At 57.8% G+C, this 22291-nt stretch carries 22 protein-coding genes and 1 pseudogene; 9 read left to right on the forward strand and 14 right to left on the reverse strand.

Going from position 1 to position 22291, the window contains the following annotated elements; all coding sequences use genetic code 11:
• Window positions 1-111, reverse strand: a pseudogene (locus IEX27_RS21430) (IS66-like element accessory protein TnpA); the annotation flags it as partial.
• Window positions 112-134: 23 nt separating this feature from the next.
• Between IEX27_RS21430 and IEX27_RS18195 the strand changes: the two are divergent.
• Window positions 135-1055 (forward strand): hypothetical protein, encoded by a 921-nt coding sequence (locus IEX27_RS18195; RefSeq protein WP_507763576.1) that lies wholly within the window; start codon window positions 135-137, stop codon window positions 1053-1055.
• Here the strand turns inward: IEX27_RS18195 and IEX27_RS18200 are convergent.
• From IEX27_RS18200 to IEX27_RS18245, 10 genes are all read right to left on the reverse strand, one after another.
• Window positions 1019-1672 carry a metallophosphoesterase family protein gene (locus IEX27_RS18200; RefSeq protein WP_188722526.1) on the reverse strand — a complete coding sequence of 218 codons (654 nt, stop codon included), beginning with the start codon at window positions 1670-1672 and terminating at the stop codon, window positions 1019-1021. The genes IEX27_RS18195 and IEX27_RS18200 overlap by 37 nt on opposite strands.
• 262 nt (window positions 1673-1934) lie before the next feature.
• Window positions 1935-2912: an NAD(P)H-dependent flavin oxidoreductase gene (locus tag IEX27_RS18205; RefSeq protein ID WP_188722527.1), complete on the reverse strand. Its 978-nt coding sequence runs from the start codon at window positions 2910-2912 to the stop codon at window positions 1935-1937.
• A 50-nt stretch (window positions 2913-2962) separates the two neighbouring features.
• A complete protein-coding gene (locus IEX27_RS18210) occupies window positions 2963-3943 on the reverse strand; it encodes an MBL fold metallo-hydrolase (protein ID WP_188722528.1) in 981 nt (326 codons plus the stop codon).
• Window positions 3944-4011: 68 nt separating this feature from the next.
• Window positions 4012-5583, reverse strand: a complete 1572-nt coding sequence (locus tag IEX27_RS18215; protein WP_188722529.1) for a long-chain-fatty-acid--CoA ligase — start codon at window positions 5581-5583, stop codon at window positions 4012-4014.
• A gap of 90 nt (window positions 5584-5673) precedes the next feature.
• Complete coding sequence (locus tag IEX27_RS18220; RefSeq protein WP_188722530.1) at window positions 5674-6579, reverse strand: amidohydrolase family protein; 906 nt, start codon at window positions 6577-6579, stop codon at window positions 5674-5676.
• Complete coding sequence (locus IEX27_RS18225) at window positions 6576-7553, reverse strand: branched-chain amino acid ABC transporter permease (protein ID WP_188722531.1); 978 nt, start codon at window positions 7551-7553, stop codon at window positions 6576-6578. The genes IEX27_RS18220 and IEX27_RS18225 overlap by 4 nt, the downstream gene beginning before the upstream one ends.
• On the reverse strand, window positions 7546-8400 hold the full coding sequence (locus IEX27_RS18230) for a branched-chain amino acid ABC transporter permease (protein ID WP_188722532.1): 855 nt from the start codon (window positions 8398-8400) through the stop codon (window positions 7546-7548). Before IEX27_RS18230 ends, IEX27_RS18225 begins: the two co-directional genes overlap by 8 nt.
• A complete protein-coding gene (locus IEX27_RS18235; RefSeq protein ID WP_188722533.1) occupies window positions 8400-9596 on the reverse strand; it encodes an ABC transporter substrate-binding protein in 1197 nt (398 codons plus the stop codon). Before IEX27_RS18235 ends, IEX27_RS18230 begins: the two co-directional genes overlap by 1 nt.
• 31 nt (window positions 9597-9627) lie before the next feature.
• Complete coding sequence (locus tag IEX27_RS18240) at window positions 9628-10338, reverse strand: ABC transporter ATP-binding protein (protein WP_188722534.1); 711 nt, start codon at window positions 10336-10338, stop codon at window positions 9628-9630.
• A complete protein-coding gene (locus tag IEX27_RS18245; RefSeq protein WP_188722535.1) occupies window positions 10331-11125 on the reverse strand; it encodes an ABC transporter ATP-binding protein in 795 nt (264 codons plus the stop codon). The genes IEX27_RS18240 and IEX27_RS18245 overlap by 8 nt, the downstream gene beginning before the upstream one ends.
• Before the next feature lie 129 nt (window positions 11126-11254).
• On the opposite strand from IEX27_RS18245, the gene IEX27_RS18250 reads away from it, so the two are divergent.
• The 5 genes from IEX27_RS18250 (at window position 11255) to IEX27_RS18270 (ending at window position 16122) form a co-directional block, all read left to right on the forward strand.
• Window positions 11255-12253: an NADPH:quinone oxidoreductase family protein gene (locus tag IEX27_RS18250; RefSeq protein WP_188722536.1), complete on the forward strand. Its 999-nt coding sequence runs from the start codon at window positions 11255-11257 to the stop codon at window positions 12251-12253.
• Window positions 12246-13304 (forward strand): phosphotransferase, encoded by a 1059-nt coding sequence (locus IEX27_RS18255; RefSeq protein WP_210315562.1) that lies wholly within the window; start codon window positions 12246-12248, stop codon window positions 13302-13304. The genes IEX27_RS18250 and IEX27_RS18255 overlap by 8 nt, the downstream gene beginning before the upstream one ends.
• A gap of 1 nt (window position 13305) precedes the next feature.
• The gene (locus IEX27_RS18260) at window positions 13306-14550 is read left to right on the forward strand and encodes an acyl-CoA dehydrogenase family protein (protein ID WP_188722537.1); all 1245 of its coding nucleotides are present in this window, start codon (window positions 13306-13308) and stop codon (window positions 14548-14550) included.
• A gap of 2 nt (window positions 14551-14552) precedes the next feature.
• On the forward strand, window positions 14553-15428 hold the full coding sequence (locus tag IEX27_RS18265) for an enoyl-CoA hydratase-related protein (protein ID WP_188722538.1): 876 nt from the start codon (window positions 14553-14555) through the stop codon (window positions 15426-15428).
• Between the two features lie 172 nt (window positions 15429-15600).
• Window positions 15601-16122: a TetR/AcrR family transcriptional regulator gene (locus tag IEX27_RS18270; protein ID WP_210315563.1), complete on the forward strand. Its 522-nt coding sequence runs from the start codon at window positions 15601-15603 to the stop codon at window positions 16120-16122.
• A 12-nt stretch (window positions 16123-16134) separates the two neighbouring features.
• Here the strand turns inward: IEX27_RS18270 and IEX27_RS18275 are convergent, their stop codons facing one another.
• The 3 genes from IEX27_RS18275 to IEX27_RS18285 form a co-directional block, all read right to left on the reverse strand.
• Window positions 16135-16890, reverse strand: a complete 756-nt coding sequence (locus IEX27_RS18275) for an SDR family NAD(P)-dependent oxidoreductase (RefSeq protein ID WP_188722540.1) — start codon at window positions 16888-16890, stop codon at window positions 16135-16137.
• Between the two features lie 17 nt (window positions 16891-16907).
• Window positions 16908-18032 carry a CaiB/BaiF CoA transferase family protein gene (locus IEX27_RS18280; RefSeq protein ID WP_188722541.1) on the reverse strand — a complete coding sequence of 375 codons (1125 nt, stop codon included), beginning with the start codon at window positions 18030-18032 and terminating at the stop codon, window positions 16908-16910.
• 102 nt (window positions 18033-18134) lie between these two features.
• On the reverse strand, window positions 18135-18941 hold the full coding sequence (locus tag IEX27_RS18285) for an enoyl-CoA hydratase-related protein (protein WP_188722542.1): 807 nt from the start codon (window positions 18939-18941) through the stop codon (window positions 18135-18137).
• Window positions 18942-19041: 100 nt separating this feature from the next.
• Here IEX27_RS18285 and IEX27_RS18290 point away from each other — a divergent pair, with 100 nt between their 5' ends.
• From IEX27_RS18290 to IEX27_RS18300, 3 genes are all read left to right on the forward strand, one after another.
• Window positions 19042-19815, forward strand: coding sequence for an enoyl-CoA hydratase-related protein (locus tag IEX27_RS18290; RefSeq protein WP_188722543.1), 774 nt, complete (start codon window positions 19042-19044; stop codon window positions 19813-19815).
• Between the two features lie 94 nt (window positions 19816-19909).
• Entirely contained in the window at window positions 19910-21049 is a 1140-nt protein-coding gene (locus IEX27_RS18295; protein ID WP_188722544.1) for an acyl-CoA dehydrogenase family protein, read from the forward strand.
• A 26-nt stretch (window positions 21050-21075) separates the two neighbouring features.
• Window positions 21076-22284 carry an acetyl-CoA C-acetyltransferase gene (locus tag IEX27_RS18300; RefSeq protein ID WP_188722545.1) on the forward strand — a complete coding sequence of 403 codons (1209 nt, stop codon included), beginning with the start codon at window positions 21076-21078 and terminating at the stop codon, window positions 22282-22284.
• The last annotated feature ends 7 nt before the right edge of the window (window positions 22285-22291 follow it).

Consider the following 22291-nt stretch of genomic DNA (forward strand, 5'->3'; position numbering starts at 1 on the left):
AACGCCGGGCTCTAAACACGCTGCGACAAGCCGATCTCGGGAGGCAGGGTCATATCGACGGCGGCCGTCGCGGCCAACAAGCCGCACCTGCAGTTTAGGAGTATCGTCCATGATTTGGTGTCCACCTGTTTTTGGTGGACACTTCATGCATCAGAGCACTGCGCTTCAGAAGGTGCACAGAAATTCGCGCTTACTCAGAACTCGTTCGCGATAGCGCTCTTCATATGTCCCTAGACAACGTTGCCGCTGTGTTGGCCGCCCTGGCAAGACTCGCGCCGGCAGAACTCGCTTTGCTTCGGGACGCAGAACCCTTCAGCGCTGCATTTCGCCTCATCGAGGTGAACGCTCCAAGCGGTGTGCCCTTATCCTGGATCGACTGGCTCGAAAAATCGGGTGATCCATCTTTCACCAATGCTCTTGAGATAGTTCGTCACGGGAAAGATGAGTGGCCCGTACAACCGTCGACGAGCGATCCATCCCAAGTCGCCGCATTCGTAGCTGCTCTCAACCGTGCCCAGGATAACCCGCTCGCATCGGAACGGACGGCGCAAGCGCTCCCCTTCCTCGTAGCTTGGCTTCAGCAAGACCCTGCGTTCCCCGCCCCTGTCATGGCACCTGTCTATTCGAGCCTCCTGACCTTGTTCGCGTTGAACTCGACGCGTAGTGGATCGGTTTATGAATCCAGCCAGGTCTTGGTGGAAGCGCTCCTATCCGTGGGTATAAGCGGTGCGGAATACATATCACTTATCGCCGATATTGACGAGTTGACAGGTCAGGCCTTTGGCATCGATCTGATCTACTGGGTTCTCGACATGATAGAGAGCTTCATGCGGGCCAGCGCACCAGACGCCAAGGGGCGTGATGCCTTCCTTCACAGCATCCTTGCTAAGGCGGCACCTTTTTCCAGGCGGTTGAGTACCCTGCAGCGGATCGCCGTAAAGCGCCTCGCAGGCGAACTTGGCTGGTCGCTCGATGAAGTCGGCGTGAGTGTCGATTCCGAAACGAATGATGACGTCAGCTATAGATTTGAGGGGTTGCGGATGGCTGGCAATTGACTGTCCGGGAGTTCAAGCGGGTCAGGAACAGATAGCGCCGCGCCGCGCCAGGTGCGGACGTGGTTTGGCCACCATGCAATCCGCACTTCCCGGCGTTTGTGGCCGCTGAAATCCGTGAAGCGGATATCATCCGGCAGTTTGACCTCGACGCCGGAGACCAGCGTTTTAACCGCACGGCCAAAGAGGGTGGATTCGCTCGCGATTTCTTCCAAGTCCTCAAGCTGAAGATAGCCATCTGGTCTGCGCCCGGCGATCATTCCATTGGCGTTGTCGCTCCAGCACGCGTGAACCAGCCGCACGCTGTCAAGCTCACGCCAGAACGGCAGGCTCGCCAGAAACCACTCGGTCCACTCAAGTGCCTCTCTCCTGGCAACGCCAAACTGGTTGATGAAGCTTCGATGCTGTCTGGTATTCTTCTTCGAGCGCATCCTGAGCGGAAGCCCGTTCCCGTCGACCCGATGGTAGAGGATCGCGTTCAGTTCGTGATTGCCCATCACGCCGATCGCGCCTCCCTGCTCAATCAGATGCCGTATCCGAGTGAGCACGGCACCATCGTCAGGAACCTTGACGCCTGATCCGGCGTCAATGAAATCACCCACGAAAGCGATTCGTGGCATCGTTATCGATCATGTCGATAGTGGTGTCCAGGCGCTCCGGATCAGCGTGGATGTCAGGAATGATGTTCAGCAAGTTTTCCCCCAATCATTGAAATTCCGGTGCACAAGCATCCAAAACCAAGGACTTTCAAAGAGTCTGTCAGCCTGATCCAGAAGCGGCAGCTTCCTCAACGGCGTCCAGCCGGCGCGCGGCCAGAATGACCTCAGCGCCGTTCCTGCTGAGCGTCTGAGCGAAGTGCAGGCCAAGGCCGCTCGAAGCGCCCTAAGTCGCGAAACTTGGTAACGTGTCGCGCATGAGTTGAAGGGCTTCAGCCTCGATGCGCTCGATGAGCTGACGGACCGTTGGGACATCGTTGATGAGACCCTGCGACTGACCTGCCCAGAAGACGCCACGCGTCAGATCGCCGGTCTTCAGCAGTTCGCGTCCCTTGGCACCGGCGACAAGCTCTGCGACGTCCGAGAATTCCGCCTTGGGGTTCTCCAGCCGACGGGCCACCTCGTCGGAAACGTCGCTTTTTCCGACGCGGGCCGTGTTGCGGAATTGCCGGAAGATCAGGTGGGTGCCTCGCTCATCATTGGCAAGGTACGCCTGCTTGACGTTGTCATGAATGGGCGCTTCGACGGTGGCGCAAAAGCGGGTGCCCATGTTGATCCCGTGCGCGCCGAGCGCCAGTGCTGCGACAAGCCCACGGCCATCGGCGAAGCCACCCGAGGCGAGCATCGGGATTTTTACCTTGTTGGCGGCTGCCGGAATGAGCACCAGCCCACCAATGTCTTCTTCACCGGGGTGGCCTGCGCACTCAAACCCGTCAATCGAGATAGCGTCGACGCCTTTGCGCTCGGCCGAAAGAGCGTGGCGCACTGACGTGCATTTATGGACGATGCGAATGCCGGCGGCCTTCAAGATCTCCCAGATCTCAGCCACTGCAGGTGTACCCGCTGTTTCCACGATCTTGACACCGCTGTCGATGATCGCCTGCGCGTAGGCGCGATAATCGGGTGAGTTAATTGTCGGAAATACGGTCAAGTTCACGCCGAACGGCTTGTCGGTCATCGACCGGCAACGCTCAATCTCTGCGCACAGGGCTTGCGGAGAGGGCTGTGTCAGCGCAGTCAGAATTCCCAGACCACCGGCATTTGAGACGGCCGAGGCGAGTTCCGCAACGCCGACATTTTGCATGCCGCCCTGTACGATCGGCCGGTCAATTTCCAGAAGGTCCGTTATGCGCGTGCGGATCATTTTTTACTCAACCCCCTATAAACAGTAAATGCGGAACCTTGCCTGTTTGCCTAAGCCTCTGCCGCATAGGAATAGAGCCCGTCGCGTTCCAGCTGGGTCAACTTCCCTTCCGCGACAAGCCGGTTGATGTGTGCCACGGTTTCAGCGAGTGCGAAACCGATCTGAGTAAGATCTAACTTTCGTTCAAACACGTGCGGAACAAGCTCCAGTGCCGAAAGCGCCTGCTGCTTGCAGGCCGTCAGAATGGCAGCGCATCGATCATGATGATGCCGTGTCAGCTCATCCACCCGTTTGTGCAAACCGGCGAACGGCACGTCATGGCCCGGAAGCAGTAGCGTGTCGTCGGGGATTTCGGCCCGCAGATCGCGCAGCGAGCGGAGGAATACGCCAAGCGGATCAGCGTCGGGTTCGCTGGGAAGAACGCCGATATTAGGCGAAATCCGGCCCAGCACCTGGTCGGCGCAAAGTAGCAGGCGATCGGCCTCGCAATACAACATGCCATGTTCAGGCGAGTGTCCGCCGCCGGTGAAGACGCGGAAACTCCGTCCGCCAATGCTTATCAGGTCGCCGCGGCTCATCAGCTCGACAACGCCGGGCAGATCGGAAACGATGCTGTGGTACTCATGACCAACGGCAACGACCTTTTCCAAGCATGGGCTGGTTAGCCCATGACTTCCGTAAAGCGCGCGAAATTTGCCGTGCAGCTCGCCCTCAGTTGCCTGAAGCATCCGCTCCGCCGTCTTGTATTCGCACGGTGTCATGGTCAGACTGGCGTCCATCCGGCGGCACAGCCAGCCAGCCATACCGATATGGTCAGGGTGGAAGTGGGTGACAATGACTCGGCTTACCGGGCGCCCAGCCAGCGGCCCCGAGAGCAGCGCTTCCCACTGATCGCAGGTCGCCTGATTATAAACACCCGTATCAACCACAACCCAGCTATCGCCGTCGTCCAGAACATAGACATTGACGTGATTAAGCTGGAACGGCAGCACCAGACGTGCCCATAACACGCCTGGCGCAAGTTCTATCACCTGACCGCTCGCAGGTACCTGCCCGACCGGCAAAGCTTGGCGTGATGCAAGACGATTGTTCCCCACCGCTACTTCAACGCTGCTGTTGCCTGCCAGCGTTTGCCGGCGCCATAGATCTCACGTAGCACGTGCTTCTGGATCTTGCCCACCGCGTTTTTCGGCAGTGCGTCGATAAACTCCACGCGTTTGGGAACGTTGTAGCCTGCCTTGCGCGTGCGAACATAGGCGGAGATGTCTTCAGCCAGAGCTTCGGATGGTTGCTGATCCGGACGCAGCACGACCACCGCGCAGACCAGTTCTTCGTAGACCGGATCGTCCAGTCCGATCACACCCACATCAGCGACAGCCGGGTGCGAACTGATGCAATCCTCGACCTCTTTCGAATAGACGTTCTGGCCCCCCGACCGGATCATGTCTTTCTTTCGATCAACCAGGAACAGGAAGCCCTGCTTGTCGCGAACGGCAATGTCGCCGGTGTGTAGCCACCCGCCCTTGAAAGCGACGGCAGTCGCCTCAGGATTGCGCCAGTAGCCAAGCATGCGCGGACCCTTCAGACAGATCTCGCCCGCCACCCCGTCCGGCACGGGGTTCCCATCTTCATCCTGAAGCTCCAACTCAACGCCCGGCAGTGCACGACCAACAGAACCCCAGTGGTCGAAAACTTCCTCAGGACGGCAAAGTGCTGCAAAACAACCCGCCTCAGTGAGCCCATAGGTGTGCGCGAAAGAGCACTTGCCTTCCCGAGCCTTGAACTTCTCTGCAGCCCGGTCGAGGATCCCGCTTGGGTCGTAGGCACCGTAGTAGAGCAGGCGGATCGATGACACATCGCGTTTGTCGAAATCCTCATGGCTGATGAGCGTGTGGAGCATGGTGGGCACCGAAAGAATGACGGTCACCTTTTCCTGCTCGATGGTCCGCAGCGCCTCTTCGGCAGAGAACTGGGCCTGCAGTACAATTGTCGCCCCAACCAGCAGGAACAGCTTCTGATGGTCCCAATTGCCGATGTGGAAAGGCGGAAAGTAGTTGAGGAAAACGTCGCTGCGGCGAAGGCTTAACCCGCCAGACATGGCGAAGGCATCCAGAACGGTACGCTCCTGACTGATGAGCGCGCCCTTCGGCCTCCCCGTCGTTCCCGACGTATAGATAATGATGTGGCCGCTCTGCCGGTCAACCTGGAAGTCAGGCTCCTCGTCAGATGCGCCTGCCAGATAATCAGTCCATTCCTGACCGGCTGGCTCACCTAATTTCGGAATTTCCATGCGGCGGATGGCTGTTCCCTCGCAAGCTTCAGTCAGCACGGCATCGAAGTCGCGCTGATAGAGAAGCAGGGAAGGCTCCGCGTCCTGCAGCGTGTAGGCATGTTCCTCAGCCCGATGCCAGAAATTCATTGGCACCATCATCGCGCCGATCTTTGCTGTGGCGAAGTAAAGGCAGAAGTAGTCTACAGAATTGTACCCTAGCACACAGACACGATCGCCCTCGCTGACGCCGCCGCGCAAAAGCGCATTGGCGACAACATTGGTGCGACGATTGATTTCGGCGTAGGTTATTCTTTCGTTGGCAGTGACGAGTGCAAGTTTGTCAGGGATGCTCTTTGCGTTCAGCCGCAGAATGTCTCCGACGGTCATCAACATGCTCATGTGCGATACCTCCGGCTCTGGATCACCCCAGCGTGTTTTGTGCAGACACTGAGGTGATCTAGGCTTTTGTCCACTTTGTTCTGGCGTTGCTTAGAGTTCGAACACTCGTGCCGCGTTGCCCCCCAGCCACTTCTCAATGACGGCTTCCTTCAGCGGGAGTGAGCGAACTTCATCAATGAGCGCCCCGACAGTTGTTCCCAGGAGCGTCCACGTCGATCCGAAGATCACCTTATCCTGCAGCATACGGTTTCCGTAATAAAGCAACGGCTCCCATCCTGAAGACGGAGCGGTGAAGTGCTTCGGACGATGTGCCGAGATGTCCAGAAAGACGTTCGGATGACGCCAGGCAACCATGACACCATCAGCGACCCAGGGCCAGCAGGCATGGAGAACGACGATCTTCAGCTTGGGGAATGCATTTGCCATGGCGTCGATATAGCGGGGGTGACCAATGTCATATGGTACAACCTTCCACCAGTTGATGCCGCCATGAAGCAGGATCGGCACGCCCAGCCTTTCGCAGTTCGCAAACACCCGGCTCAACCGCCCTTCAGTGGGTAGCAACTTCTGCTTGAATGGCGAGAGGACAAACCCTTTCATTCCGAGTTCACGAACGCTTCGCTCCATATCGTCTACGGATGCGTCATCCCAAGGGTCAACGCCGCCCATGCCGACAAGCCGGGGGTCCTTTGCCACGAACTCGGCCACTGCTTCATTCGAGCTCGTCGCAACGCCCACCGACTTTTCGTAGAGCTCGTTGTAGACGACCGCCTTATCAACATTTGCGCTGTCCAGCATGGCAAAGAATTCCGCATCAGTCGGGCACATCTTGCGCCCGGCTTCCATCGCTTCCTCTTCGATCTGCGCTCTTGTCTTTCCGGCTACGGAAGCCGGATTGAAATGCTCCAGGTATCCGTCCATGCGCGCCAGTGTCTGTTGCGCGCGTGCAAACGCTTCGGGAGATGGAACGAAGCTGGAAATAGCGTCGACGATCATTCTGTACCTTCCTTCATCGCTGTCTTCCTGCGGCGCGAGATAACCTGTGCGGCCGAGGCAAGTCCCTTCGGCAGTACCAGGGTTACAATGAGAAGCACCGCACCGTAGATGATGAGTTTCATATGTGGATCGAGATCGAGAAATTCTGGGAGGCCGGTCAGCAGGACGGAGCCAAGAACTGGCCCCCAGAGTGAACCCAGACCGCCGACCGCCAGCACGACGAAGGCCTGGAATGACGCGGCGAAGAAGGTGAAGGGCTCAGGTGAAATATACTGGACGATGTGAGCATAGAGCACACCGCCGAGGGCAGATATCGCGCCGGCAATGGCAAAGGCAGCAACCTTGTATACCGTGGTCGGGAAGCCGAAGGATCGTGTCATCAGGTCATCGGACTTGATCCCCCGCAAGATCAGAACAAAGTTCGACTTGCGAGCGATGGCGGCGGCTATCATGAGAGCGACAAAGATCGTGCTGACGATGATGAACATGCCCGGCAAGGTACGGCCGTCAATCGAGAAGGCCCCGAAGCCGATCACGCCGGGACGCTGGATGCCTCCGATACCAATTGGGCCGCCCGTTACCGATACCCAATTGTTGGTCACATCCGAAATGATCATGCCCAGCGCGAGTGTTGCGACAGCAAAATAGAGGTCACGCGTACGCAGGAGCAATGGGCCGATAATGGCACTGAGGATGGCTCCGGCGATTGGCATTACAATCAGGGCCACAATCATCGGCATCTGATATTTGGTGCCCAGCGCTGCCGCGCCATATGCACCGAGCCCGTAGAATGCGCCCAGACCAAGATGGAAATATCCCGCATAGCCGAGGATGAAATTGAGTCCGATGGCAAGGATGGCCCAGAGCATCATGAGGAGCGCTACCGTCGTGTAGTAGCCATCGTTAAGGAGATAAATACCGACCAGCCCGCCGAGGAGGAGCACCCAGCCCACATATCCGAAACGCTCAACCATTGGCTCGCCTCGCAAACAGTCCGTTGGGCTTGATGAGAAGCACGCCAAGCAGGAATATGAAGCCGAACGTGTCGCGATAGCCGCTGGACAGGTAGCTTGCCCCGTAAGATTCCACGAGCCCGAGCAGCAAGCCGCCGGCAAAGGCGCCCCAGATTGAGCCCATGCCCGCAAAGATGATGACGATGAAGGCCTTCAGCGCAATGGCTGCGCCCATCGAGGACTGCACGGCAAAGGCGAGGCTGAACAGCGCCCCCGCAACACCCGCAAGCCCTGAACCAATACCAAAGGCAAGGGCGTGATAGCGCGCCACCGGTATGCCCATCAGTTTTGCGGCAAACGGGTTGAGAGCCATGGCACGCATGGCACGACCGGGCGTCGTGTAGCGAATGAACGCATCCAGCGCTACGGTTGCGGCTAGCGCCATGAAGAAGATAATGATCCACATGACCGGTATGCGGACACCGCCCCAGTTCAATACTGTTGAGGGGCTGCCAGGGGTCTGCCGGGCGGCATCGCCCCAGAACATCACCGCCAGCGAACTGATCATAACGACCAATGCCAGTGAGATGATCAGCAGGGAAACTTCCGGATATTTCGACAGGCGCGAAAAGATTGCGACTGAGAAAAAGATACCGAGGGCGATGGCTGCCACCACCCCCAGCACAAGAGCGAGGGCCAACGGCATATTGAACAGCGCCATCAGCGTAACCGGCAGCATTGCGGCAACCATGACGGGCTCACCATGAGCAAAGTTCGGAACCCTGACCACGCTGAAGATGAGTACAAGTCCCACGCCAGCCAGTGAATAGATGGCACCCTGCGCCAAACCGTTGACCAGATCCTGCATTATTCGACGAAGCCTGCCGGAATGAAGCGTCCGTCCTTCCACTGGCGGACAACAAGGGCGAAGTAGGACTGATGGTCCTTGAAGATGCGGCCACCATCCTGCGGAATCATCGGCTCGATTATTTCCGGAACTTCGTCCAGGGTGAGTTCATCGAGAGCAGTGCGAATTGCAGGAATGTCATCGACGCTACCGGCCTTCTGGAGCGCCCGAGCAAGAATATAGACGCCGCCATATGCGGACAGTGACGTCGCGCCACTCGGCTCTTTGAAGGCGGCCTGATAGGCGTCTTCGAAAGCCTTGGCTTCCTCGCTGTTTCGCGCGCCTTCAATCAAATCGTTTGCAAGCGGAACAAACAGGTCGCGCACATCCGTCATCGCAGCATCCGCCTGCGCATCTGTAACATCCTTGGCGACGATACCGGACGAGCTGACGATCTGACCCGTATAGCCAAGATCACGTGCCTGCTTGATGGCTCGCGCTACGTCACCGCCATAACCGCGAATGTTGATGATGTCTGGATTGCCGCGAACGAGTGCGCTGATCTGCGGACCGAATTGGGTCGCACCGAAGGAGAACTCTTCGCTGCCGACAACCTCGAAGCCTTCTTTAGTAAGAAGCTCCTGGAGAAGCGGCGTCTGCTGCACAAAGCCGCTGTGCTTGTTATCCGTCAGGATCCCCACGCGCTTCACGTCAGGCAGAGACTTGATGTAGGTCACAGTCGACGTGGTGTATTGCTCGACCGACACACGCGGATGGTAAAGTGCCTTGTCCTCGGCCGTAAGCGTGATCGCCGCGCCCATCACGATGCTGATGAAATCGTCACGGTCGCGCACAATCGGAAGGTAGGCGCCGGTTACAGCACCGGACAGGGACCCAACCATCAGAACTGGCTTGCCATAGGAAAGCATTTTCTGCACAGCCGTCACGCCTGCCGTCGGCGTGGAGCGATCATCGTGCACGTCGAGCTCGATCGTGTAGGTCGTATCGCCCACCTGGAGGCCGCCAGATTCGTTGATCTTTTCCACGGCAAGCTTCACGGCATTGGCCTGCGCCACACCATTGGTCTGGCCGGGCCCGCTGAGAGCCTCCAGATCGAAAAGTGTAAGTGTCTCGGCTATGGCGCTGGAAGCGAACAGGGAAATTATCCCCGCCACTCCGGCACCTAGCCGGAATTTCCTGAACTTAGACGTTAGCATCCCAAATCTCCTCCCTTGGGTTGCGAATGGATCAGTGAGTACCGAGGTAGATCTTCATCATGTCATCATTGATTACCTCATCCGTCGCACCTGATGCGGCGATCTTTCCATCAACGAGGATGTACGCGTGCTCACAAAGGCCGCGCGTGAGCTGCACGCTTTGCTCCACGACAAGGAGAGAAAGCTCCTTGCGCGAGCGCAGATTCTCCAGGGCATCGATCATGAGATCGACAATGACAGGCGCCAGACCCAGGGTTGGTTCATCGAGCATGAGAACCTGCGGTTCAGCCATGAGACCACGCCCGATGGCGAGCATCTGCTGCTCTCCGCCCGACAGGCTGTCTGCTGCCTGTCTGAGGCGCTCTTTCAGACGCGGAAACAGGTCCAGAACGTCGGCCAGAAGATCCTCGCGTCGTGAAGGTTTGGTGTAGCCGCCGAGCCAGAGATTTTCTTCCACGGAGAGACCAGGAAAAACCTGACGGCCCTCCGGCACGTGGACGACCCCAGCGGAGACAATCTTTTCAGGCGGCCAGTTTGTCGTGTCGTTCCCGTTGATGCGAATAGAACCTTCCTTGACACTGACCAGTCCCGAGATCGCCTTCAGCAGCGTGGATTTACCGGCCCCGTTAGGGCCGACAATTGCAACGTTCTGGCCCACAGGAACCGAGAGCGAAACGGATCTCAGAACAACCGAACCTTGGTAGCCAGCCGTGATTTCCTGAAGTGTCAATGCATCAACCATTGAGCTCACCTGCAAAGCGCTGGCCCAGATATGCGGTTTGGACGACGGGATCGCGTACCGCGTCCTCTCCCCGCCCCTCAAAAATCATCGCTCCTGCATCCAGCACTATGACCCGATTGCACAGGCGCATGACGGAGCGCACGTTGTGCTCCACGAGACCAACAGCCACGCCCTCAGACGCGAAGTGCCTGATCACCTTTGAGAGGCGTTCGATTTCAGCCTCAGCGACACCCTGAAAGGGCTCGTCGAGAAGCAGAACCTTCGGACGGCACAGTGCGACCGCCGCCAGGTTCATCATCTTCTGAATGCCGTAGGGTAAATCGGAAAGTATAATGCCCGCGAAACGCTTCAATCCGAAAATCTCGAGAAGCTCGTCCGGAGTATAGGTCTTGGACGATTTCGTCTTGTTGGGCGTCAGCGATGCGAGGCGAAGTAATTCATATCCCGTAAGCTCTTCGCTGGAACGTGAATTCTGAAATGTACGGAATAGGCCATAGCGCGCACGGTGGGCCATGGACATCGCTGATACATCGTCATCGTAGATATGCACTGTTCCGGAATCTGCATGAAGCATTCCGGATAGCACGTTGATGAAAGTCGTCTTCCCAGCACCATTTGGCCCAAGAATTCCCAATATTTCGCCTGGAGCAATCTGAAACGTGACATCGCGCAATGCGTGAAGGCCACCAAAACTCTTGGAAAGCTTTGCACAACTGATGGCAGACGCTGCAGCCACCGCCCTTGCTGGAGACACTTTTTCGTTTGACATCAAAATGTCAATTGCCATCCCAAACGCCTCCTCCGGCGGCTAAACGACACTCGCCTCATCAAAATTTCTAACGAGTGCTTGATTGAATACCGCCATCATGACATGGTGTCAACGCTATTCGAACAAATGTTAGATTAAGGATTAAATATGCGGGCGATGGTCTGTACCGAGCAGGGCAAACCTGCGAAGTGGGAGTGGCGCGAGTGGCAAACCCGCTCATTGGGACCCAAGGATGTGCGCGTGGCAATCCGCGCGGCGGGTGTGAACTTTCCAGACCGCCTGGCCTCGGAAGGCGGCTATCATATTCCCACCCCTCCTCCTTATATTCCGGGCCTTGAGGCGGCGGGAGACATTCTTGAAGTCGGCGAGGAAGTCACCAGCTTCACGGTTGGCCAATCCGTCATCATCGACGGAAGCTCTGAACTGCAGGGCCTGTTTGCTGACGAATGCGTCGTCGACCAATCTCTCCTCATTCCGCTGCCGGAGGGAATGTCTTACGAAAAAGGTTCAGCCTTTCCGGTCGTTTACGCCACCGGGTATCACGCGCTCGTCCAGCGCGGCCAACTTGAGGAGGGCGAAACGCTCGTCGTGCATGGCGCGGCTGGCGGCGTGGGACTGGCTGCCCTCCAGATCGGCCGAGCACTCGGTGCGCGCGTTATCGCCACCGTTGGGGATGCGGAAAAGGCTGAGACCTTGCGCAGCCTCGGCTATCCAGACGTTATCACCGTGGACGCAGAAGATGTTCGAGCCCGGATATTGGAACTCACCGACGGCCAGGGGGCAGATGTCTTCTATGATCCGGTTGGCGGCGAGCTGTTTGATGTGTCAATGCGCTCAATCGCGAAAGAGGGCCGCATACTGATCATCGGCGCAGCAGGCGGCCAGTATGGCACGCTCAAGACCAACCATGCACTGGTGAAGGAGGTTTCGGTCGTCGGCGTGCTCTATGGCGCATGGAAGGCGCGCAAACCGAAGATCGCAGAGCGCAACATGGAAGCCTTGGTGCAACTTGCCAGTGCCGGAAAGATCGATCCGCATATCTGGAAAGTGTTGCCTATGAGCCAAACCCCGGAGGCCATCGAAGCTTTGGGCTCGCGGCGTGTGATTGGCAAGGTGGTGGTTGTTCCGGATGGTTTAAATGTCTGAGACCGATCTCTCCACCGATGCCAGGCTCGGACAAGTCCGTCCCCAGCTGGCAATCAACAGCGAGATTCTGGATCGCTATCTCGCCGATCATCTGCCCAGCTACGAAGGTCCGCTATCCATCAAACAGTATGCGGGGGGACAGTCCAATCCCACATATGCACTGACAACACCGTCGAAGCGCTATGTTCTGCGCAAGAAGCCGCCGGGCAAGCTCCTCAAATCCGCTCATGCGGTCGACCGTGAGTATCGGCTTCTGCGGGCACTGAAGCCGCTTGGCATACCGGTCCCCGAGGGGCTTCTTTATTGTGACGACGAAGACGTCATTGGGACGCCTTTCTATGTCATGGAGCATCTGGAAGGACGGATTTTCCGGGACCCGCGACTGCCCGGCCAGACGCCGGAACAGCGAACCGAAATCTATGCTGAAATGACCAACGTTCTGGCCCGCCTCCACTCGGTTGATTTCCACGCGGCAGGGCTCGGGGATTTCGGCCGTGTTGGCGGATATATTTCGCGACAGATACAACTCTGGTCGAAGCAATATCGCGACACCGGCATCAGCGACATTTCCTCGATGGAATTCCTGATGGACTGGCTAGTGGAGAATACCCCCGAGGCCAGAGAAACGACAATCGCCCACGGGGACTATCGGCTTGAGAACCTCGTATTCCACCCGACCGAGCTAAAAATCATAGGTATCCTGGATTGGGAATTGGCCACACTCGGCGACCCGCTCGCCGACCTTGCCTACAACAGCCTTGTCTATCGGTTGTCCTTGCCAATGCAGCCCGGCTTTGAAGGCCACCCTCCTGAAGGCATTCCTTCAGAGCAGGATGCGGTGAAGCGGTACACGCAAATGACCGGGCGCGAGGTAAGCCCCGCGAAATGGCAATTCTATCTCGCGTTCTCATTGTTCCGCCTCGCTGCAATCTCAGCCGGGATTTACACGCGCGGCAAGACCGGAAGTGCCAGCTCCGATACCGCACTGGAATTCCTAACCCATACGCGCACCATCGCTGATTGCGGCGCACAAGCGGCAAAGGGAAACTGACATGAATTTCGAACATTCGCCTCGCACGCAAGAGCTTCAGTCGAAGCTGCAGGCATTCATGAACGAGTACGTCTACCCCGTGGAAGACGAACTGATGAAGGCCTCCACCGACCAGCCGCATTGGCGCTCCGCCGACTCGTGGGAGCCAATCCAGCTCATCGAGACATTGAAGGACCGGGCCAAGGAAGCAGGCCTCTGGAACCTGTTCCTGCCGGAAAATGAGCATGGCGCGGGCCTGACCAATCTGGAATATGCACCACTGTGCGAAATCATGGGCACTAGCCCTTTTGCGCCGGAGATATTCAATTGCTCCGCACCGGATACCGGCAACATGGAGCTTCTGGCTCGGTTCGGGACGCCAGAACAAAAAGAACAATGGCTCAAGCCGTTGCTCAATGGTGAGATCCGGTCCTGTTTCGCGATGACCGAACCGGCGGTCGCGTCATCTGACGCGACGAATATCCAGTCGCGGATCGATCAGGACGGTGACCACTATGTGCTGAATGGCGTAAAGTGGTGGACGTCCGGCATCGGCGATCCCCGGTGCAAGGTCATCATCTTCATGGGCAAGAGTGACCCTGATTCCGATGATATTTATCGCCAGCAAAGCATGATCCTGATCCCCCGCGATGCCGAAGGAATTCGCGTGACCCGCATGCTGCCCTTGTTCGGGTTCTCAGAAGCTCCACACGGGCATGGCGAGGTGGTCTTTGAAAATGTGAGGGTGCCCGCCTCGAACATGATCCTCGGCAAGGGACGCGGCTTCGAGATTGCGCAGGCTCGCCTCGGGCCGGGACGTATCCATCACTGCATGCGCCAGATCGGCGCGGCTGAACGAGCGCTCGAACTCATGCGTGAACGCGTGAAGACCCGTGTTGCCTTCGGCAAGCCGATCGCCGAACAGTCGATAACGCTTGAGAGGATTGCCAACGCCCGGGTGATGATCGAGCAGGCCCGCCTGCTTACACTTCATGCAGCTTGGAAAATGGACCGCTTCGGAAACAAAGAGGCACGAAGAGAAATCGCGATGATAAAGGTCGCCGGGCCAAGCATGGCTTGCCAGGTGATCGATTGGGCAATCCAGGCCTTTGGCGGCGCCGGTGTTTCTAACGACACCCCCCTGTCGCTTCTCTACGCCTGGGCCCGCTCGCTCAGACTGGCTGACGGACCTGATGAGGTTCATCGCAATCAGATCGGCAGACTGGAGCTCAAGCAGGGTTCGACCAGACGCACGGGAGGAGCTTAAACATGGACTTCCAAGATATCCGGATCGAAAAAGATGGACTACTCGCCATTTTAACGATCGCACGTCCACAGAAACTGAACGCCGTCACCGCCGATTCAATTGACGAAATCGAGGCTGCGTTGGACCAGCTCGACCGCGATGAGACGGTCCGCGCCATCATCGTAACAGGTGAAGGCCGCGCATTTTGCGCCGGCGCCGATATCAGTGGAGGTTTCGAAGTTCCCAAGACTGGCGACCCGCAGACCGGCGACGGCATCCAGTCAGATCCGGGCGGACGCGTAGCGTTGCGCCTTTTCGAGATGCACAAGCCGGTCATCGGCGCGGTAAATGGCGCGGCCGTGGGCTTCGGATCAAGCGTACTCCTGCCAATGGACTACCGGATAGCATCTACCAATGCCAAGTTCGCGTTCCCATTCACGAAACGCGCAATCGTAGCTGAATCGTGCTCTAGCTGGTTCTTACCCCGGCTGGTCGGTATCGGAACAGCCTTATCCTGGATGATCTCGGGGCGCACATTCCTTGCGCAGGAGGCCTATGAGAAGGGGTTCGTGCAGGAGCTGGTCGAACCTGAGAATGTGATGCAGCGTGCACGTGAAGTGGCTAATTCCTTCATCTCCGAAACTTCACCCGCATCTGTCGCCATGGTGCGCAACCTGCTTTGGAAGATGCTTGGTGAACAATCCCCATCGCGAGCCCATGAGCTGGAGTCTCGCGCTCTGGTTGCAAGCTACCGTGGTCCGGATTATGAAGAAGGCTTTAAGTCCTTCCTAGAAAAGAGAGCTCCCGAATTCAGCTCCAAACCTTTCGGCGATCTCGCCTATGCAAAGGAGTGGTGGAATGAGCGCCACAGCCCAGATATTTCAACTTCATTGCGTTAACACGCGAACAAACGCTTGATTATTTACGTCTAAATTGCCATGGGCACTCTGACATCAAGCATGTAGCCGTACAAGGATCACTGGAATGAGAACGAAAAGGTCTTCTGCCAAAGCCAAAGCGCCTTCCGCTCGTTTGGAAGAAGAAAACCCTAGTTCCCGCCGTCAGTTGATCATGCAGGAGGCTGCAAAGCTGTTCGGCTCGCAAGGGTTTGACGCTACCACGATACGTGACATTGCAGCCGCCGCGGGCATTCTCGGCGGCTCGATCTATTATCACTTCAGTTCCAAGGAAGACATTTTCCTGGCTGTCCACTCCGCGGGAATAGAGTCCATCACCGCTGCGGTGCTGAGCGCGATAGAAGGCATTGAAGACCCCTGGGAGCAGCTGGAGGCTGCGGCTGTTGCACATTGCAAGGCTTTGCTGTCGTCGGGTGAACTGCCTGTGCTGGTGTCGCCATACTACTCGGAGTCGTTGAAGGGTATGCGAGATCAGCTGATCGACCAGCGCGACCGATACGACAAGATCATCGCCGGAATCGTGGATAAGCTCGACCTGCCTCCGAACATCAACCGGAGTGTCTTCCGCTTGCACTTCCTTGGTGCGCTTAACTGGATGCCTACCTGGTACCGTCCGCATCCGGACAAGCCGCCAGCCGAGCTTGGCCGGCAGCTTGTTGCAATGCTGAAGCACTAGCGGCCCGGTATTTTACCGCGGTCCCATACGGATTGCGCCGTCGATGCGGATCGTTTCACCATTGATCATCGTGTTTTCGACGATGTGAACGGCAAGCTTTGCATATTCGCTTGGGTCACCTAGCCTGGATGGAAAGGGAACCTGTGCGCCAAGGCTGGCCCTGAACTCATCGGAAACGGTCATGAGCAAGGGCGTCAGAAAGGTTCCGGGAGCAATCGTATTGACGCGAATGCATGATTGCGCGAGATCACGTGCGGCAGGCAGCGTCATGCCGACAATGCCCCCCTTGGAAGACGAATAAGCGACCTGTCCGATCTGGCCTTCGAAAGCGGCAACGCTGGCCGTGTTGATGATGATACCGCGCTCTTCACCATGCAGGTCCAACGGCATCATCCGCGCTGCCGCGAGGCGGAGCATGTTGAACGAGCCGATCAGGTTCACCTGAATTACCTTGGAATATTCAGCGAGCGAGAGCGGTCCGTTCTTGCCAACGGTCTTGCCGGCAGGGCCGATGCCTGCGCAATTGATCAGGATGCGCGCAGCGCCATGGGCTTCGGCTGCCTGATCCAGAACATCGGCTGCGCTTTCCTTAGTGACATCACAAACAAGTCCGAGACCGCCAATTTCTTCAGCCACTTTGTTGGCCGAATCACCGTTCACATCCAGCACGGTGACCTTGGCGCCCTTGGCTGCCAAAGCGTGTGCAGTAGCGGCTCCAAGTCCGGAACCGCCTCCCGTTACGACCGCTGCTATGCCAGAAATGTCCATCTGCCTGTTCCTTTCAACTATGATTTCAACTGCTCGTGAGGCGTCCGCCATCTCGCCAGAACATCAGCGATATCGGCCGCCTGCGGCGGCGGTGGCGATTGCACCCGTGAGGGTGTGCGCGAAAAGCGTGGTGCAGGAGCCGCCTGGCTCACCCCATCGATCTCAATGAAACTGCCGCGAGCGATATTATGGGGATGTTGCCGCGCTTCCTCCATGGTGAGCACCGGCGCAAAGCAAGCGTCCGTCCCCTCCAGCAGCTCGCACCATTCAGCCCTTGTTTTCGTCATGAAAACAGCTTCCGCCTGTTTGTGGAGCGACGACCAGTTGCCGACGTTGTTCTGGTCGGCAAAGTCAGGCGCCGTAAGCCCGGCCTTCTCACACAGCAATCGATAGAACTGGGGCTCCAAAGCGCCGACGGAAACATATTTCCCGTCCTTGCATTCATATGTGCGATAGAACGGCGCGCCGCCATCGAGCAGATTGGCCCCTCGCCGGCTGTCATCCCACTGTCCTTCCGCCGCCAGTGAATGGAACAGCGTCAGCATGCTGATGACGCCATCACACATGGCAGAGTCGACGACCTGGCCTTGGCCTGATTGCAGCACCTCGACGCGTGCAGCGAGAATGCCGCTGACCAGATAGAGCGCTCCCCCCCCGTAATCACCCACGAGGTTCAGCGGCGGCACGGGCTTGCCATCGGCCGGGCCTATGGCAGCTAGCGCACCCGTCAGCGCGATATAGTTGATGTCATGCCCGGCAGAGGATGACAGGGGGCCGTTCTGGCCCCACCCCGTCATACGAGCATAAATGAGCTTGGGGTTCGTGATGCTCGGATCCTCGGGACCAAGGCCCATCCGCTCCATTACACCCGGCCGGAAGCCTTCGATCAGCACATCCGAAGCGTTAATGAGTGCGCGGGCAGCCTCAACATCCTCGCTGTTCTTCAGATCAAGTTCTACCGATGTCCGCCCGCGACTGGTGATATCGGTTGGCCGGGACCCGCCAGTGCCCTTACGGTCAATGCGTACGACATCCGCGCCCATGTCGGAGAGCATCATCGCAGCAAAGGGCGCAGGGCCAAGACCAGCAAACTCGACCACGCGCATCCCGCGCAGCGGTCCTGTCGGCTTGGTGACGATCATCTGAAATTTCCTTTGTAGCGGGCTTGCGTTCTCGGCAAGCGACATCTCGGTGGAGAAAGCGCGCCCGACTTCATCGGGCGATGCATGAGGTCAGCGGGTTGCCTAACGTCCCGTGAAATGAGGAAGACGCTTCTCGCGAAACGCTGTGACGGCCTCCTGCGCATCGGCAGTAGAAACCAGCGAGCATTGAACCTCGCCCTCGCGATCCAATTGCTCGTCAAAACCATTGCTGCCGGCCTCATCGAGAATTTCAGACAAGGCCCTGAGCGCAAGCGGGGGAGCATCGGCAAGCCGCCGCGCCGTCGCTGAGACCTCCGCGGCCAGCTCTGCATCCGGAACCGCTTTCCAGATCATCCCCCATTCGGCTGCATCATGCGCAGACAGGCGGTCGCCCAGCATGGTCATCCCGCGAGCGCGGGCGCGCCCAACAAGACGCTCAAGGTGCCAGGTGACGCCCATATCGGGAACGAGGCCCATGCGAGGCGTAAAAACATTCATGAAATAAGCCGATTGAGTGGCGATCACGATATCGCAGCTCAGCGCGAGGCCGATGCCCGCTCCAACCGCTGGACCGTTTACGGCAGCGATCGTGGGCTTCGGAAAGTGCAGGAGGTCGCTCACGGTCGGATTGATTTCCCCACGCATCAGCTGAGCCAGCTTTTCACTTCGCTGGGAAAGAGGGCCATCCAGTGAAATCTCCGGATCGCTCAGGTCTGCTCCCGTACAAAATGCCTTGCCCTCCCCGGTCAGCACCACAGTGCGCACTTCCGCGTTGTCGCGCAGGCTCGCAAGGGCGGAGCGGAGCTCCCGAATTGTGCTGGCTGCCAATGCATTCATTACATGCGGCCTGCAGAGTTTCAGAGTCGCAATCCCTGAGTCGATCGAGATGTTGATTGATTCTGTTGTCATTGGCACCTCCGTATAGCTGTAAATCAAACATTTGTTTGTTGGTTGTCAAGTGTTTCCGACATTGCTAGTTTTGAACCAAGCCAAATTGGGAGGATCAGAGATGACCGGTAGTGACATTCGACTGAACATCGAGCGCGGAATCGCGCTCGTCACCATTGCGCGAGCTCCGGTTAACGCATTCACTATCGAAACCTACAGGCAGCTGCGAAAAACTTTCACCGACATTGCCGAAAACACCGACGTGCGGGTGGCAATTCTTACCGGAGAGGGAAAGACCTTCTGTGCGGGAAACGATGTGTCGGGCTTTCTCGAGCAGACGTATGACGACACGGTCGAAGAACTCGCCATTATCAGAACGTCTTTCAACGCGCTCCAGGATTGCGCTGCACCGGTTATTGCGGCTGTAAACGGAGCAGCGCTTGGCACCGGCATCGTTCTGACTGCGCTTTGCGACATCCGCGTGGCTTCCGAGCGAGCCTTCTTTGCGCTGCCTGAAATTTCAGTCGGCGCGATGGGTGGCGCCAAGCACGTAATGCGTATGGCCCCTCAGGGCATGGCCCGCCTGATGGCCTTCACCGGCCGCCGTGTGTCAGCTGAAGAAGCCTTGCGCGTCAACATGGTTGAGAAAGTGGTCGCTCACGACTCTCTGATGGCAGAAGCGTTGGAGATTGCTGAGCAGATCGCAAACCAGAGTCCGACCGCCATTCGCCTGGCCAAGGTAGCGGCCAACCGTGTGGAAACCATGCACCTCAAGGAAGCCTACGAATATGAATGCTCTCTCATGTCATCCCTCCGCATGACGGAGGAATCGCAGGAAGCAGCCCGCGCGTTCATGGAAAAGCGCACTCCCGCCTTCGTAGCAGACCGGGGTTAATGCAGGAAGGATCTGCAAAACTTGTCGTAGACACTTGCAAATCAAACGGTTGTTAGATACGTGTTGTGCTAAACATCCTAGGAGAAGCAGTGTCATGAGCGTCAACGCGCTGACAGAGGAGTTGGAGGCGTTCCGCCGAACAGTGCGGCGCTTTCTGGCGGAAGAGGTTGCACCAAACGTCCAGCAGTACAGGTCCCAGCGCCGCGTCCCGCCCGAGGTTTGGAAGAAGGCTGGCGATGTGGGGCTTTTGGGTGTCAGCATTCCTGCGGAATATGGCGGTATCGGTGGCGAGTTCAGGCACGAGATCGTCATAATGGAAGAGCTGGCGCGGATTGCCTTTTTCGACTTCGGCGTTCCCCTCCATAACGCGATAGTCGCACCTTATATCACGCGTTATGGGTCGGAAGAGCAGAAGCAGAAATGGCTTCCCCGCCTTACCAGCGGTGAGATGATCGGTGCGATCGCCATGACAGAGCCTGGAACAGGCTCGGACCTGCAGGGCATTCGCACAAAAGCGGAGAGGTCGGGCAACGGGTTCGTTTTGAATGGGCAGAAGACCTTCATCACCAATGGCCAGAACGCCAATTTGATTATCGTCGCTGCTAAGACCGACCCGAGCGCCGGGTCAAAGGGCACATCCCTGTTTATCGTTGAAACGGAAAATGTCGCAGGCTTCCGGCGCGGGCGAAATCTTGAAAAGATTGGGTTCCACGGACAGGACACGTCCGAGCTGTTCTTTGACAACGTGGCGCTGCCGGCGGACGCACTTCTGGGCGATAGCGAGAATCGTGGCTTCTACCAGTTGATGGAACAGCTGCCGCAGGAGCGGCTGCTCATTGCCGTGCAAGCTTTGGCAGCTGCCGAGACCGCCCTTGAGACGACAATCGACTATGTGAAGCAGCGCAAGGCATTCGGCAAGGCTGTGCTGGACTTCCAGAACACCCGCTTCGTGCTGGCGGAAGCCAAGACAGAGCTCACGATCGGCAAGGCTTTCGTTGCCGAGTGCATCGAGAAACTTGGACGTGAAGAACTCGACGCAACAACAGCTGCAATGGCGAAGTGGTGGTGCACGCAGAAGCAGTGCGAAATCATCGACGAATGTCTGCAATTGCACGGCGGTTACGGTTACATGGCCGAATATCCCATCGCGCATATGTGGGCCGATGCGCGGGTCCAGAAGATCTACGGCGGCACGAACGAGATCATGAAAGATTTGATCGCTCGCACGCTCTAGGGCTGCAGCGAGGAAGGAGACAATACATGCAGGATTGCTTCATATATGACGCGGTGCGAACTCCCCGTGGCCGCGGCCGGCCAGACGGTGCGCTGCACGAAGTCCCGCCACTGGATCTGGCAGCGCATTCGCTGCGCGCACTACGTGACCGGAATAATCTAGATACCTCGCTGGTAGACGACATTGTACTGGGCTGCGTCATGCCCGTGGGCGAACAGGGCTCCAACGTCGGGCGTATTGCCGCGCTGAATGCTGACTACGCTGAGACTGCACCAGGCGTTCAGATCAACCGATACTGTGCGTCGGGGCTTGAGGCCGTAAACATGGCCGCAGCCCAGATCATGTCAGGCCAGTCAGAGGTGACAATTGGCGGGGGCGTGGAATCCATGTCGCGCGTGCCCATGGGCGCGGATGCGGGCGGATGGTTTACCGACCCAGAAGTGGCATTCAAAACCTATTACACTCCACAGGGCATCGGTGCCGATCTGATCGCCACCAAGTGGGGCTTTTCACGCACCGATGTTGATGCCTATGCGGTTGAAAGCCAGAGGCGTGCAGCACGTGCCTGGGAAGAGAACCGTTTCGCCCGTTCGATTGTGCCAATCTATGACGAGCTGGGACAGGTGCTTCTGGATCGGGACGAGCATATGCGCCCGCAGACGACGATGCAGGATCTGGCCGCGTTGAAGCCCGCCTTCGCCGTCATGGGAGACGCCATGGGCTATGATGCGGTAGCTATGCAGCGTTATCCGGAGGTTGAAGCGTTAGACCATGTGCACCACGGCGGCAATTCCTCCGGTATCGTGGATGGTTCGGCTGCCGTGCTGCTCGGTTCGAAAGAGGCCGGAATTCGCATGGGACTGAAGCCCCGCGCGCGCATCCGCGCCTTCACCTCCATCGGTAGCGAGCCGAGCATCATGCTGACGGGACCTGAAAAGGTAACGCGCAAGGTGCTCGCACGTGCAGGCATGACCACCTCCGACATCGACCTTTTCGAACTAAACGAGGCATTCGCCTCGGTTGTCCTGCTGTTCCAGCATCTTCTCGACATCGACCCAAACATCCTGAATGTGAACGGTGGTGCGATTGCCATGGGCCATCCGTTGGGTGCAACGGGAGCAATGATCCTGGGCACGGCTCTTGATGAACTGGAACGGACCAACCGCAGCACGGCGCTAGTCACTCTGTGCGTCGGCGCAGGAATGGGCACGGCAACCATTATTGAGCGTGTATGAGGATCGT

Source organism: Nitratireductor aestuarii (genome assembly GCF_014641695.1).
Classification (GTDB): Bacteria; Pseudomonadota; Alphaproteobacteria; order Rhizobiales; family Rhizobiaceae; genus Chelativorans; species Chelativorans aestuarii.

Bases quoted from the DNA above. Each gene is read 5' to 3' on its own strand.
- IEX27_RS18275 (WP_188722540.1), bottom strand. From the start codon at position 16,890: ATGGACATTTCTGGCATAGCAGCGGTCGTAACGGGAGGCGGTTCCGGA.
- IEX27_RS18270 (WP_210315563.1), top strand. From the start codon at position 15,601: ATGCAGGAGGCTGCAAAGCTGTTCGGCTCGCAAGGGTTTGACGCTACC.
- IEX27_RS18230 (WP_188722532.1), bottom strand. From the start codon at position 8,400: ATGCAGGATCTGGTCAACGGTTTGGCGCAGGGTGCCATCTATTCACTG.
- IEX27_RS18255 (WP_210315562.1), top strand. From the start codon at position 12,246: ATGTCTGAGACCGATCTCTCCACCGATGCCAGGCTCGGACAAGTCCGT.
- IEX27_RS18220 (WP_188722530.1), bottom strand. From the start codon at position 6,579: ATGATCGTCGACGCTATTTCCAGCTTCGTTCCATCTCCCGAAGCGTTT.
- IEX27_RS18215 (WP_188722529.1), bottom strand. From the start codon at position 5,583: ATGAGCATGTTGATGACCGTCGGAGACATTCTGCGGCTGAACGCAAAG.
- IEX27_RS18260 (WP_188722537.1), top strand. From the start codon at position 13,306: ATGAATTTCGAACATTCGCCTCGCACGCAAGAGCTTCAGTCGAAGCTG.
- IEX27_RS18240 (WP_188722534.1), bottom strand. From the start codon at position 10,338: ATGGTTGATGCATTGACACTTCAGGAAATCACGGCTGGCTACCAAGGT.
- IEX27_RS18300 (WP_188722545.1), top strand. From the start codon at position 21,076: ATGCAGGATTGCTTCATATATGACGCGGTGCGAACTCCCCGTGGCCGC.
- IEX27_RS18295 (WP_188722544.1), top strand. From the start codon at position 19,910: ATGAGCGTCAACGCGCTGACAGAGGAGTTGGAGGCGTTCCGCCGAACA.
- IEX27_RS18205 (WP_188722527.1), bottom strand. From the start codon at position 2,912: ATGATCCGCACGCGCATAACGGACCTTCTGGAAATTGACCGGCCGATC.
- IEX27_RS18290 (WP_188722543.1), top strand. From the start codon at position 19,042: ATGACCGGTAGTGACATTCGACTGAACATCGAGCGCGGAATCGCGCTC.
- IEX27_RS18225 (WP_188722531.1), bottom strand. From the start codon at position 7,553: ATGGTTGAGCGTTTCGGATATGTGGGCTGGGTGCTCCTCCTCGGCGGG.
- IEX27_RS18235 (WP_188722533.1), bottom strand. From the start codon at position 9,596: ATGCTAACGTCTAAGTTCAGGAAATTCCGGCTAGGTGCCGGAGTGGCG.
- IEX27_RS18280 (WP_188722541.1), bottom strand. From the start codon at position 18,032: ATGATCGTCACCAAGCCGACAGGACCGCTGCGCGGGATGCGCGTGGTC.
- IEX27_RS18245 (WP_188722535.1), bottom strand. From the start codon at position 11,125: ATGGCAATTGACATTTTGATGTCAAACGAAAAAGTGTCTCCAGCAAGG.
- IEX27_RS18200 (WP_188722526.1), bottom strand. From the start codon at position 1,672: ATGCCACGAATCGCTTTCGTGGGTGATTTCATTGACGCCGGATCAGGC.
- IEX27_RS18250 (WP_188722536.1), top strand. From the start codon at position 11,255: ATGCGGGCGATGGTCTGTACCGAGCAGGGCAAACCTGCGAAGTGGGAG.
- IEX27_RS18265 (WP_188722538.1), top strand. From the start codon at position 14,553: ATGGACTTCCAAGATATCCGGATCGAAAAAGATGGACTACTCGCCATT.
- IEX27_RS18285 (WP_188722542.1), bottom strand. From the start codon at position 18,941: ATGACAACAGAATCAATCAACATCTCGATCGACTCAGGGATTGCGACT.